Genomic DNA, 12,870 nt, shown 5'->3' on the forward strand with positions numbered 1-12,870 from the left:
AGCACGTCGACGACGGTCGGTATTGCGCGCTACTCAGTGCCCCGGGAGCGCTACCCTGACCAACAGGCCATCATGAGCGGGTCTGCCGCACATGGCTAGAGCAACGGAAGCTGCCCGATGAGATCGGCGCGCTGGCCGGAGGCGTGCACGCGACCGGAGGCGACGGCCTCGGCCCACGGCAGGGAGCCGAGGGCGAGGGCGAGCCAGCTCGCGGCATCCGTCTCGATGACGTTCGGCGGGGTGCCACGGGTGTGCCGCGGTCCCTCGATGCACTGCACCGCTCCGAATGGCGGAACGCGCATCTCAACGGCATTGCCCGGCGCCTTCTCGGCGAGGAGTTGCAGGGTGTAGCGCACGGCGAGGGCCAGGATGTCGCGGCGTGCACCGGCCACGCCGGTCTGCCACGCCCGCACGGCCGCCGTGCCCTGCGCGTCGTCGATGCGTGACCGGGCCATGCCATCACGCTACCCGAGCGCCCGGTCGCTGTCTGCGGCGGCGATGCCTCTCGGCGTGCACCCGGGGACGCGACAGCAGGTACGACCCCGTCAGCTGCGTTCGCCGGAGCGCACTCGGAGTCGACCCGCGCGGAGAGCGGACGTTCCACGCCCGGGAACGGGCACCTCGCACCGGTCGAGCGACTTTCACCACCGTACGGATGATGCATCCGTTAGCCTGATGCGGTGAGGATCCTCGTTCTAGGCTCGGGTGCACGCGAGCACGCCATCATCACTGCGCTCCTCGCCGAGAACGCGGGCCACCACATCACGGCTGCCCCAGGAAACGCAGGCATCGCGGCCGACGTCGCGACCGTCGCCCTCGACATCGAGGATCCCTCGGCCGTCACCAACTACGCGATCGAGCATGACATCGATCTCGTCGTGGTCGGCCCAGAGGCTCCACTCGTCGCCGGTGTCGCCGATGCACTGCGCACCCGTGGCATACCCGCCTTCGGGCCGGGCAGGGCCGCCGCCCAGCTCGAGGGCAGCAAGACGTTCGCCAAACGCATCATGGACGAGGCCGGCGTGCCAACGGGCCGTGCCGCGCGCGCCTCGACTCTCACCGAGGCCGTGTCCGCGATCGACGAGTTCGGCGCTCCCTACGTCGTCAAGGCCGATGGTCTCGCAGCAGGCAAGGGCGTGCTCGTGAGTCGGGATCGGGACGCCGCCATCGCGCACGCGACCCGGTGGCTGCAACACGGCAGCGTGCTGATCGAAGAGTTTCTCGACGGCCAGGAGGTGTCGTTGTTCTTCCTGAGCGATGGCCACTCGGTGCTGCCGCTCTCTCCTGCCCAGGACTACAAACGCCTCGGCGACGGCGACACCGGACCGAACACCGGCGGCATGGGCGCGTACTCGCCGCTGCCCTGGCTCGACGAGCGATTCGGCAGTGAGACGGCCTTCGTCGACGAGGTCATCGACACGATCGCCCTGCCGACTGTGCGCCGGCTCGCCGCCGAGCAGACCCCGTTCATCGGGCTGCTCTATTGCGGGCTCATCCTCACCCCTGCCGGGATCCGCGTCATCGAGTTCAACGCACGCTTCGGCGACCCCGAGACCCAGGTCGTGCTACCGCGTCTCGTGACCCCGCTCTCGGGCCTGCTCGTCGACGCGGCCACGGGTGCTCTCGCCGGTCGGGAACGCCCAGAGTTCTCGGCACAGAGCTGCGTCACCGTCGTGCTCGCGAGCGAAAACTACCCAGACGTCCCGGTGACCGGTCGTGCCATCGAAGGGCTCGAGGATGCCTTGGGCGTCGAAGGCGTACACCTCGCGCACGCCGCGACCGCCGAGTCCGACGGGTCGCTCATCGCTACGGGCGGTCGCGTGCTCAACGTCGTCGCGGTCGCCGCCGATTTCGTGACAGCCCGCGCGCGCGCCTACGACGCGCTCGGCCGCATCCACCTCGACGGCGCCCAGTACCGCACCGACATCGCGGCCTGCGTCGCCGGCTAGCAACCGATCATCCGTGCGTCTTTCTCGGTCAGCGCGCGACGCCGGGTAGCGCGAACGGCCACGAGACGACGCAGACGACGCGAGCGGTCCCGCCCGTAGACTGTTGCGGTGACCGACGAACTCCCTGACTGGACCCATGTCTACTCCGGCAAGGTGCGCGACCTCTATGTTCCGACGACGACGATGTCCGACGACGACAGTTGGACGGGCGACCCTCTCGCCACGAGCGATCGGGTGCTCGTCGTGGCTACGGATCGGGTGAGCGCCTTCGACCATGTGCTCGAACCCGGTATCCCGGGCAAGGGCGAACTGCTGACCACCTTGAGCCTCTGGTGGTTCGACCGGCTCGACGTGCCGAACCAGCTGCTCGCCGACCATACTCTCGACGGCGGCGTATTGAGCCTCATCCCCTCGGCTGTCGCCGGTCGGGCGATGCTCGTGCGCACACTCGACATGTATCCGGTGGAATGCGTCGTACGCGGCTACCTGACCGGTTCCGGCTGGAAGGAGTATCAGTCCACTCAGACGGTGTGCGGGATCGCGCTGCCCGCCGGCCTGCGGAACGGCGACCGCCTGCCCGAGCCGATCTACACTCCGGCGTGGAAGGCCCCGCTCGGCGAGCACGACGAGAACGTGAGCTACGAGCGCACCGTCGAACTCGTGGGCGCCGACGTCGCAAGCCAACTGCGCTCGCTCTCGCTCGGGATCTTCAGCGAGGCTTCGGCGATCGCCGAAGCCCGCGGGCTCATCCTCGCTGACACCAAGTTCGAGTTCGGTGCCGACCGCGAGAACGGCGTCGTCCGCCTGGCCGACGAGGTGCTCACGAGCGATTCGAGCCGCTACTGGGATGCCGAGGCCTACGCCTCGGGGTCGACGCCCGAGGAGCGCATGTCGAGCTTCGACAAGCAGATCGTTCGCGACTGGCTCACCGCCAACTGGGACCAGGGTGGCACACCGCCAAGGCTGCCACCCGAGATCGTGACACAGACGGCCGCCCGCTACCGGGAGCTGCTGGAGCGCCTGACGCGTAGCTGAGCGATCACGCCCGATACGGGCTACGGCCACCGGCGAACGGGCGCATCAATCCCCGTGATCCCGGCACCGTATCCGATGATCGAGCTCGTCGAGATCACCGAGGCGGCAGTCCCGTTTCGGTACCCTCGGCCGACGCCGACCCACGCAGTCCGTTTCGGTGGGCTCGACCGGCCGAGGAGCGGGCTCACGTCGTGAGCGCGTGGCGACACCCTGATGACGGAATACCCGCGCCGGGCATATTCTTCCGTTATGCGAGTGAAGATGTGCAGTGTCCACGTCGACGATCCGGCCACGGCCTTCGAGTTCTACACGACGGTGCTCGGCTTCGACCCGCTCATGGTGAAGCCGGAGTACTTCCTCTACATCGTGCGGTCTCCCGAGGACCGGAACGGCGTCGGCCTGCTTCTGGAGCCGAGCGACAACCCGATCGCCAAGGTCTACAAGGAAGGACTGTACGCGAGCGATATGGCCGCGATCGTGCTCGGCGTGCCCGACGTGCAGGCCGAGTATGATCGTCTCAGCGGTCTCGGAGTGCGCTTTCTCGGAGCACCGACGAGCGATCCGTATGGTGTCTCGGCGATCTTCGACGACACCTGCGGCAACCTCATCCAGTTGCACCAGGACGAACGGACCCTGGTCGGGTAAGTCGAGGAACGAGCCCCAGCCGAACGGCGCGTGCGGGCCGCACGATTCGCCGAGCAGGGCGTGTCTCGTCCGGTGATTGAGCTTGTCGAAAATCGACGAGCCCCGCATGCCGATTTCGACACGCTCAACCAGCGAAACCCATCGCGCACGCTGGCCCCGTCCCGACAGGGCTCGACCGGCGGCCTGGGCTCGACCGGCGGCCTGGGCTCGACCGGCGGCGGAGCGCAGCGGAATAGCGCCGCTGCGGCATCCGTTGAAGCACTCATGACCCGATCCGCCGATGACGTGCTCGCCCCGGATACGGGGATGGGTGCGGTGACCGTGCGCGTCGGCGACCTCGACGCCATGATCGACTACTACCGTGACGCAGTCACACTGCAGCTGATCAGCCAGGCGACGGATTCTGCCGTGCTCGGCCGCGGATCCACGCCGATCGTCATCCTCCAGCATGCTCCGCAACTCACCGCCCCCGAACCACGCGCGGCGGGCCTGTTCCACGCGGCCATCCTGTTCGAGACACAGGCGGCGCTCGCCGCGGCCGTATACTCGGTCACCACGAAGCACCCGGGAACCTTCATCGGCAGCGCGGATCACCTCGTGAGCGAGGCGTTCTACTTCACCGATCCGGAAGGCAACGGCATAGAGCTCTATTGGGACCGCAGCCGCACCGCATGGAGCTGGGCGCATGGCACGATCACGATGGCGACCCTCTACCTCGACCCGAACGCCTACCTCCGGCAGCACCTGACGGAGGGGGGCATCGCAGACCCCATCATCGGCGGCGCGGCCGTCGGCCACGTGCACCTCTCGGTCGGTGACATCGCCAGCGCCCGCGATTTCTACGTCGACAAGCTCGGCTTCGAGACCACGATGGAGATAGGCGGCTCGGCTCTCTTCGTCTCTGCGGGCGGTTATCACCACCACATGGCGATGAACACCTGGAACAGCTCGGGCGCCGGAAGACGACGTCTCACGCTGGGTCTCGGCGAGGTCGACATCGTCGTGCCGGGCACTGACGACCTCGGCGCGCTCGGCGAGCGGATGCGGCACTACGGCGTCGAGACCAGGGACGACGGGCGCATGCTGAGCTTCGACGACCCCTGGGCGAACCGCGTGGTGGTACGAACGGCTTAGGCTCTCTTGCGCGCCTCGTCGCTCGGGCTCGTCGCGCGGGGCTTAGGGCCTGGGGAGAGGCACCGTCGTCGCGCAAGACAAGGCAACCCCTTCACTCGGGCGAAACCCGCTCCGCGTCGTGCACGATCCGGTGAAAGTCGTCGACGTGCAGCGCGACGCCCGGCAGCTCGGTCGGCTCGTGCCCCGGCGCTCGCAACCCGTCGAGGACGATGGCGAGTTGACGTCGCCAATGCTCGCGGTAGCCGTCGCCGTAGCGTCCGAGCGAACCGAGCATAGTGACGATCACGGTCACGTCGACCGGATCGACGTCCGCCCGCAACTCGCCCTCGGCCTTCGCGCGCGCCACGAGCGCGGCGATCGGCTCCTCGAAGCGGCCGGCCGGCCGGTAGTCTGGGGTGATCACGGCCATGCGCTGCATGATCGCGGGCAACCCGGGGTCGGCGATGATCCACTCGGAGACGCGCTCGATGAAGACCACCAGCCCCTGCCACGCCGTCGGCGCTCCCAGCACCTCGGGCGCGATGTCGGCGAGTTCGGCGAGCGCACGGTCGTAGAGGGCCCGGATGAGGTCGTCTCTGGTTGGGAAGTGGCGGTAGAGGGTGCCGATGCCCACACTCGCGCGGCGGGCGATCTCTTCGAGCGAGGCGTCCGGTCCCTGCTCGGCCATGACCACGCGCGCCTCGTCGAGCAGACGATGATAGTTGCGCTGGGCATCCCGCCTGAGAGGCCTCCGCTCCGGCCATGGATCCATGCCGGACTGTGCATTCATGGATTCAAGTCTATGTCGCCGCCCCGCTAACATTAGGAGGACATCCTCCGCTTACCCGAAAGTAGGAGGATCCGGTCGCCGGGGACTCGGCGGCCCGTCTGCCCGACCGCGACGGCGGTCGGGCAGACAAAGCTCGCGAAGGCGACTCGACGACAGGCCACGGCATGCAGCACCACGGTACGAGGGACCCCGCGCTCCCACGGATCCGAGATTGCAATCGCATAGCATCGGCACGAGGATGCAATAGGCCGGCTTCATGAAGTGACCGCCCGAGCCGCTATGCGAGGAGGCAAGGGTGACCGTCGAGAAGGACACCCGGGATTTCGACCCCGACATCACCGCCGACTTCGGCGAGCGCATGGGCTACAGCGGGCATCTCGACCTCACGACCCTGCCAGCGCCCAGAGAACCATCGGCCTGCCGGAACGCCACGATGAGCCGCTCTTGTTGCAGCACGATCGGCATGAAGTCGGGAACAGGGGAACCCAGCGGGGCCGCGTTCCTGCAGAAGACGCTCGAACTCAGCGCCTTCCCCGAGCTCTACACGGTGCGCACCGAGATCGGGGCACCGAGGTGACACGACCAGACCGCGAGGTTCAGCGGTGATCGAAGAGGGACAGCTCATCTCGACCGAGGACTACTGGGCGGGCGGATAGCGCGGACCGACCGTCTTCGTCGCGCGCGACGGCCTCCTGCGCCCTGCGGTCACCCCCGCGGGCTCCGTTCCACCGACAGCGGACATCGAACTCCCCGGGACTCTCTTTCCACGTCTCACCGACCACCACGTGCACCTCGGCCTGATCGACGCCGAGGCGTTGCTGCCCGCAGGGATCACGGCGGTCGTCGACCTGGGCTGGATCCCCGCCGTGGCCGCCGCCTGGCACGCGGCGAGCGCCTACCCCGGCTCGACCCTGCCAGAGGTGCGCATCGCCGGCGGCCTCCTGAGCTGTGTCGGCGGGTATCCGGCATGGAGCGGGTGGGCGCCTGCCGGAGCGACCGTGGAGCTCTCCGGTGTCGCGCAGGTCGAACGCGCAGTCACCGCGCAGCTGTCGCTCGGCGCATCCGTCATCAAACTCACCCTCAACAGCGATGCCGGTCCTACGCCGAGTGACGAACTCGCGGCAGCGGTCGTCGCCTCCGCCCAGGCACACGGCGTACCCGTGGCCGCCCATGCACAGGGCATCGGGCAGGCCGCTCGCGCTCTCGCCGCCGGTGCCACCATGCTCGCGCATGCGCCGTTCTCCGAACGGCTCGACGATGGACTCCTTCTGGAGATGAGACGTGCCGACATGGTCTGGATCTCGACGCTCGACATCCATGGCTGGGGCGAGCAGACCCCGGAGTTCTCGGTCGCGAGCGACAACGTGCGCCGTTTCACAGCCCTCGGCGGCGGAATGCTCTACGGCACAGATCTCGGCAACGGTCCGCTTTCCCTCGGCGTGAACGAGCGGGAGCTACTGGCGCTCGCCGCCGCCGGGCTGAGCCGAGACGCCCTCGTCGCGAGCATCGCGGGCTCCTGGCATCCCTCGACCATCGGCCCGCGGTTCGCTTGGGTCCCCGGGCAGCCGCCCGGGGCGGCGAACGACGCAGCACGCTGGCTCGCGACCGCACGCGGGACGACGATCGACTATCTGGAGGAGACCCTCGTATGAATCCGACGCACTCAGGCGGGATGGACGCCCACCGGGCCTTCGCCCGCCGTATGGACCGCAGCGACGGCCTGGGGCACTTCCGTCGGCGATTCTTCGGAGTGCACGACTCCGCCGGAACGGGCGAGACCGCCTCCGTCGTCGCCTATCTCGATGGCAACTCACTCGGGCGCCCGACGCTCGCGAGCATCGACCGCATCGGGCGGTTCCTCACCGAGGCCTGGGGTTCGCGGCTCATCCGCGGCTGGAACGAGGACTGGATGCAGTTGCCGCTCACGATCGGCGACGCTCTCGGACATGCCGCTCTCGGCGCCGCCGCGGGTCAGACGTTCGTCGGGGATTCGACGACCGTCATGCTCTACAAGCTCGCGCGTGCCGCCGTCGACGCCAGGGTCGGCGGCCGACGGAACGGCTCGGCCACCCCGCGCACCGAGATCGTGCTCGACACCGACAACTTCCCGACCGACCGCTACGTGCTCGAGGGCATCGCAGCGGAACGCGGCATGACGTTGCGCTGGATCGAGTCGGACCCGAGTGCCGGAGTCACCCCAGCCCAGGTGGCAGCGATCGTCGGGCCGCAGACGGCGCTCGTGCTGCTGAGCCATGTCGCCTACCGCTCCGGTCATCTCGCCGAACTGCCCGAGATCACCCGTATCGCACATGCGGCCGGAGCCCTGGTGCTCTGGGATCTCTGCCACTCGGCCGGTTCGGTTCCTATCGAGCTCGACGCCTGGGGGGTCGATCTCGCCGTCGGCTGCACCTACAAGCACCTCAACGGCGGGCCGGGCTCACCAGCCTTCGGCTATGTCCGTGCCGATCTGCAGGAGGTGCTCGCACAACCTGTGCAGGGCTGGATGGGCACCGAGGACGTCTTCGCAATGGGGCCGGAGTACGTGCCGGCTACCGGCATCCGTCGGTTCATGAGCGGAACGCCCGCGATCGTGGGCATGCTCGCCATGCAGGACACCATCGCGATGATCGAGGAGTGCGGCATCGACGCCGTCCGTGGCAAGTCGATCGCGCTCACCGAGTTCACGATCGCTCTCGCCGACGAATGGCTCGCCCCGTTCGGCGCCACGATCGCCAGCCCGCGGGATGCCGCGCGCCGCGGTGGGCACGTGACGATCAATCACCCGGCGATGCGGGAGGTGACTGGTCGACTCTGGGAGCGGGATGTCATCCCCGACTATCGCGATCCGCACGGCCTGCGCATCGGGCTCTCGCCGCTCAGCACGAGTTTCGAGGAGACGTATCTGGGCATGGCCGCCGTGCGCGACACCCTCAAGGGGGTGCTGCTCGAGCAGTCCGGACTCGCCTGAGGCGCGGTGCCGGCGGGGAGAGGACTGTGAGCCGGCTGCGAGCCGATCGATCGCGCCGAGCCCCTAAGACACCCGTGCGCGCTCCATACGGACGTGCCTGCCCCGCATACGAGTAGCGGACGACCGCAGGGTGGACGGCCGCAGGGGTAGCGAGTGCGGCAAAGACGGAACGGTCACTCCGCGGTGGGAGTCGGAGCGGTGGCGACCGGAGCGGTGGGGGTTGGAGCGGCATCCACCGCCCCGGTCGCGACGTCCGCCCAGCCGTCCTTGCGCTTGGGCTTGGCGAAGAAGGCCACTGCGACGGCGCCGAGCAGGGCGACGAACGCCGGCAGCAGGAGCGACTGCCCCATTGCGGCGCTGAAGCCCATATGCAACTGCTCGGGCAGGGCCGCGCCTGCGGCTCCGGGACCACTCGCGCCGCCCTCGGTGAAGCCCGGCAGCTCCGCCGAGAGGCGGGCCTGCATGAGCGCGGCGATGCTCGCGCTTCCGAGCACCGCCCCGAACTGGCGCGTCGTGTTGTAGACACCGGAACCAGCGCCGGCGAGGTGCGATGGCAGATTGCGCGTGGCCGTGGAGGCGAGCGGCGCCCAGATGCCGGCGTTGGCGAGTCCGAGCAGTGCGATCGGAAAGAGCAGCATCCACAGCGGAACATCCGCCGAGAGGATGGTTCCGAGCCATCCGAGCGCCACCGCGAAGCAGACCAGGCCTGTGGTGGCGATGTACTTGGGATTCGTGCGGTCGACGAGCTTGCCGACGACGGGGGCGAGGCCACCCGAGAGGATCGCCATCGGAACGAGCAGCAGCGCGGACTGCGTCGGCGTCAGCTCGCGCACGATCTGGGTGTAGAACATGAGAGGCAGGGCCATGCTCGTGATCGCGAAGCCCACTGTCGTGATGGCGACATTGGAGAGCGAGAAGTTGCGGTCGCGGAACACGGAGAGCGGCAGCAGCGGCTCCCCCTTGTTGAACGCCTGCCACACGACGAATCCGATCAGCACGGCGACTCCGGCGATGATGAGACCCCACACCGTGATCGGCCCCCAGATCACTCCCCAATCGTAGCTCTGGCCCTCCTGGATGCCGAAGACGAGCAGGAACATGCCGATGGCGCTGAGCACGACGCCGAGGATGTCGAAGCGGTGCTTGTGGGTCGTCAAGGTCGGCACGAGACGCCAAGCGAGCACGAAGGCGACGACGCCGACGGGAACGTTGATGAAGAAGATCCACTCCCAGCCCGCGGCGTCCACGAGCACTCCGCCGAGGATCGGTCCGACGAGGGTGGCCACGCCTGCCACGGCGCCCCAGAGGCCCATGGCTTGACCGCGCCGGTCGGGTGGGAAGATGCGGGTGATCACGGCCATCGTCTGCGGAGTCATCATGGAGGCTCCGAGCCCCTGGAAGACGCGGGCGAGGATGAGGCCGTCGATGTCGCCGGCGAAACCGCACCAGGCGGATGCCGCGGTGAAGACGACGAGTCCGATCAGGTAGAGCCGTTTCGGTCCGAATCGGTCGCCGAGTCGCCCGGTGATGAGCAGCGGCACGGCATAGGCGAGGAGGTAGGCGCTCGTCACCCAGATGACGCTGTTGATGTCGGCCTTGAGATCCTCGAGGATGGCGGGGTTCGCCACCGAGACGATCGTGGAGTCGACGAGGATCATGAAGAATCCCAACACGAGCGCCCATAAGGCCGGCCAGGGTCTGGTTACGTTTTCCATCGTCACTCCTTCGTTCTGTGCGTGCATTGGGAGCTATACGTGCATCGGGAGCCGGCCGCCAAAAGGCCCCGACCAGCTGCGACCACGTCGTCGGCTGAAAGCCTGAAAAGAACCACGGTCCTCAAGGCTATCGTTCGCCCCCGACACCGTCTCGAGGACTCGGTACCGTCTCACACCGCAAGCCGTGCCGACGTCGAGAGTGGGCGGGTCAAGCCGAGCCATGCGACCGGGTCGCCCCTGTCATTCGTACAGACCCGTTGCTTCCTTCCCGACGCAACGGGATTGCGCGTCAGATCGAAACACTGTCGATGGACCCATTGCGGCGTGCCCCCAGACCCCCACAATGGGTGTATTGGAGTCAGTGAGCCCAATGGGCCTGGCGCTGACGCGAATAGTCTGCTCAACGTTCTCGAGCTGCTTCTCAAGGACTTCAATCGACAGAGAAATTCGTTTCCCTTCATTTCTCTCTGTCATGCGCCCGATCTCTCCCCAGAAATTCACGCGAGCCACATGTGCCCCACGAGCATGGTGCTGCAGCAGGACAGCCTTGAGAACTTTCTGAGAAGCGCGTAGGCCTCTGGCACTTATTCGTCGCTTGAGCTGGCAACGGTCTCCTATGCACGCCCCTCGGCGCGGAGAGCCCTGAGCCGAAAGCGCTTCGACGAGCTCAGCGCGAACTCACCCGGGCGAACTTGAGAATGCACAGCGGCACGAAGACGATCAGCATGAGGGCCACGCCGACGAGCACCGTCACGATCGGGTACTGCTGGGTCGAGACATCCGACTCCGGCGTGCCGGGCGGCACATTTCCGAAAAGCTCGCGCGCGGCCTGCACGAGCGCCGACACGGGATTGTATTCGGCGAAGATACGCAGCGGCGTCGGAAGCGTCTCGCTCGGCACGAAGGCGTTCGAGATGAAGGTGAGGGGAAAGAGCACGAGGAACGAGACGTTGTTGATGACCTCGGGACTGCGCACGCTCATCCCCAGGAACGCCATCACCCACGAGAAGGCGTAGGCGAACAGCAGCAGGAGCGCGACCCCCGCGACCCCCTCCCAGAAGCTCGAGTTGATTCGCCAGCCGACGATGAGACCGGTTGTCATCATCACCGCCATCGAGACCGTGTTGATGAAGAGGTCGCCGTTCGTGCGCCCGATCAGCACAGCCGATGAGCTCATCGGCAGCGTGCGGAACCGGTCGATGATGCCGTCTTTGAGGTCTTGCGCCATGGCCGAGCCGGAATAGGTCGAGCCGAACACCACGGTCTGCGCGAAGATCCCGGCCATGATGAACTCGGTGTACGTCGTGCCCGGGATCTTGATGACCCCGGAATACACATAGGTGAAGAGCAGCACGAACATGATCGGCTGCAACGTCGTGAAGACGAGGATGTCGGGCACGCGCTTGATCTTGATGAGGTTGCGCCGCGTGGTGATCCAGCCATCGTTCAGCCAGGTGGCGAGGGAGGGCTTGACGGCCGCGGCGTGGGGCAGTCGATCGGCGGGATCCACCGCAGTCGTCGTCGATGTCGTCGTCACGATGCCGCCTCCTCGCCGTTCTCGTCGATGGCCAGGTGGCCGGTGAGCTTGAGGAACACGTCGTCGAGCGTCGGACGCCGCATGCCGGCGTCGTGCAAACGCACCCCGCCCCGGTTGAGCTCGCCGAGCACGCGCTCGAGCGCGAGCGGCCCGTCGTTGACGCCGACAGAGAGGTTCCGTCCGTCGGCCGAGGCGTTGGGCCTCGCCGAGCCGAAACGCTCGAGCACCGCCCTCGCCGTCTCCGACTGTGCGTCGTCGACGAGTGTCAGCTCGATCTGCTGGCCGCCGACCTGCGCCTTGAGCTCGTCGGCCGTGCCCTCCGCGATGACCTTGCCACCGTCGATCACCGAGATGTCGTCGGCGAGACGGTCGGCCTCCTCGAGGTACTGCGTCGTGAGGAAGACGGTCGTTCCCTCGCCGACGAGGCTCGTGATGACATCCCACATGCTCAGCCTGCTGCGCGGATCGAGCCCGGTCGTCGGCTCGTCGAGAAAGAGCACCTGCGGCCGTGAGAAGATCGCCCCGGCGAGGTCGATACGGCGGCGCATGCCGCCCGAGAACCCCTTGACCGGGCGATTCTGCGCCTCGGTCAGGTCGAAGAGCTCGATGAGCTCCCTCGCCCGCCGACGCGAGGCGCGTGCCCCCAGGTGGTAGAGCCGGCCGACCATGTCGAGGTTCTCGAGCCCCGTGAGGTTCTCGTCGACGGCGGCGTACTGCCCCGACACCCCGATGATGGGCCGGATGTCATGGCCGCGCCTGACGACGTCGATGCCGTTGATCGTCGCAGTGCCGGCGTCCGGCTTGATGAGCGTCGTGAGCACCTTGACCATCGTGGTCTTGCCGGCCCCGTTCGGGCCGAGCAGGGCACGCACCGTGCCATGCCGGACATCCAGGTCGACGCCGTCGAGGGCATGCACCGGCTCCGATCCTTTCGGAGTGTAGATCTTGACCAGGCCTCGAGCCTGAATGAAGTTCATGCGCGCGACGCTACCGCCTGCAGCCGACAGGGGCAATGGTGGATGACCGCTCGGATGCGTCCTCCGTGGCCGGGACCGGCGGCGGCGGCGTTTTCGCGCGGCAGGTAGAATCTGAGGTATCCAGCCCCTCTCGACTCCGGA

11 protein-coding genes and 1 pseudogene are annotated in these 12,870 nt (G+C 67.5%); 7 read left to right on the forward strand and 5 right to left on the reverse strand.

Annotated elements, in window-relative coordinates; genetic code table 11:
* Window positions 1-95: 95 nt before the first annotated feature.
* Window positions 96-455, reverse strand: coding sequence for a sterol carrier family protein (locus tag ACFQB0_RS07965; RefSeq protein ID WP_386729906.1), 360 nt, complete (start codon window positions 453-455; stop codon window positions 96-98).
* A 225-nt stretch (window positions 456-680) separates the two neighbouring features.
* On the opposite strand from ACFQB0_RS07965, the gene purD reads away from it, so the two are divergent.
* The 4 genes from purD to ACFQB0_RS07985 all read left to right on the forward strand — a co-directional run bounded on the left by purD (window position 681) and on the right by ACFQB0_RS07985 (window position 4,763).
* On the forward strand, window positions 681-1,949 hold the full coding sequence (purD, locus tag ACFQB0_RS07970; protein ID WP_386729908.1) for a phosphoribosylamine--glycine ligase: 1,269 nt from the start codon (window positions 681-683) through the stop codon (window positions 1,947-1,949).
* A gap of 108 nt (window positions 1,950-2,057) precedes the next feature.
* Window positions 2,058-2,984, forward strand: a complete 927-nt coding sequence (locus ACFQB0_RS07975; RefSeq protein ID WP_386729912.1) for a phosphoribosylaminoimidazolesuccinocarboxamide synthase — start codon at window positions 2,058-2,060, stop codon at window positions 2,982-2,984.
* Window positions 2,985-3,233: 249 nt separating this feature from the next.
* Window positions 3,234-3,629, forward strand: coding sequence for a VOC family protein (locus ACFQB0_RS07980; protein ID WP_386729914.1), 396 nt, complete (start codon window positions 3,234-3,236; stop codon window positions 3,627-3,629).
* Between the two features lie 264 nt (window positions 3,630-3,893).
* A complete protein-coding gene (locus ACFQB0_RS07985; protein WP_386731500.1) occupies window positions 3,894-4,763 on the forward strand; it encodes a VOC family protein in 870 nt (289 codons plus the stop codon).
* Window positions 4,764-4,854: 91 nt separating this feature from the next.
* Here ACFQB0_RS07985 and ACFQB0_RS07990 read toward each other — a convergent pair whose 3' ends face one another.
* Entirely contained in the window at window positions 4,855-5,532 is a 678-nt protein-coding gene (locus ACFQB0_RS07990) for a TetR/AcrR family transcriptional regulator (protein ID WP_386729916.1), read from the reverse strand.
* A gap of 439 nt (window positions 5,533-5,971) precedes the next feature.
* Between ACFQB0_RS07990 and ACFQB0_RS07995 the strand changes: the two are divergent.
* The 3 genes and pseudogenes from ACFQB0_RS07995 to ACFQB0_RS08005 all read left to right on the forward strand — a co-directional run.
* Window positions 5,972-6,109: pseudogene (locus ACFQB0_RS07995) on the forward strand (tryptophan 2,3-dioxygenase); the annotation flags it as partial.
* Window positions 6,110-6,317: 208 nt separating this feature from the next.
* The gene (locus ACFQB0_RS08000; RefSeq protein ID WP_386729919.1) at window positions 6,318-7,184 is read left to right on the forward strand and encodes a hypothetical protein; all 867 of its coding nucleotides are present in this window, start codon (window positions 6,318-6,320) and stop codon (window positions 7,182-7,184) included.
* Between the two features lie 20 nt (window positions 7,185-7,204).
* The gene (locus tag ACFQB0_RS08005; RefSeq protein ID WP_386731502.1) at window positions 7,205-8,500 is read left to right on the forward strand and encodes a kynureninase; all 1,296 of its coding nucleotides are present in this window, start codon (window positions 7,205-7,207) and stop codon (window positions 8,498-8,500) included.
* Window positions 8,501-8,673: 173 nt separating this feature from the next.
* Here the strand turns inward: ACFQB0_RS08005 and ACFQB0_RS08010 are convergent, their stop codons facing one another.
* The 3 genes from ACFQB0_RS08010 to ACFQB0_RS08020 all read right to left on the reverse strand — a co-directional run bounded on the left by ACFQB0_RS08010 (window position 8,674) and on the right by ACFQB0_RS08020 (window position 12,729).
* On the reverse strand, window positions 8,674-10,215 hold the full coding sequence (locus tag ACFQB0_RS08010; protein WP_386729922.1) for a DHA2 family efflux MFS transporter permease subunit: 1,542 nt from the start codon (window positions 10,213-10,215) through the stop codon (window positions 8,674-8,676).
* A gap of 667 nt (window positions 10,216-10,882) precedes the next feature.
* Window positions 10,883-11,725: an ABC transporter permease gene (locus ACFQB0_RS08015; RefSeq protein WP_386731505.1), complete on the reverse strand. Its 843-nt coding sequence runs from the start codon at window positions 11,723-11,725 to the stop codon at window positions 10,883-10,885.
* Window positions 11,726-11,748: 23 nt separating this feature from the next.
* On the reverse strand, window positions 11,749-12,729 hold the full coding sequence (locus ACFQB0_RS08020; RefSeq protein ID WP_386729924.1) for an ATP-binding cassette domain-containing protein: 981 nt from the start codon (window positions 12,727-12,729) through the stop codon (window positions 11,749-11,751).
* Window positions 12,730-12,870 lie beyond the last annotated feature (141 nt).

This window comes from Luethyella okanaganae, assembly GCF_042660285.1.
In the GTDB taxonomy this organism is placed as follows: Bacteria; Actinomycetota; Actinomycetes; order Actinomycetales; family Microbacteriaceae; genus Luethyella; species Luethyella okanaganae.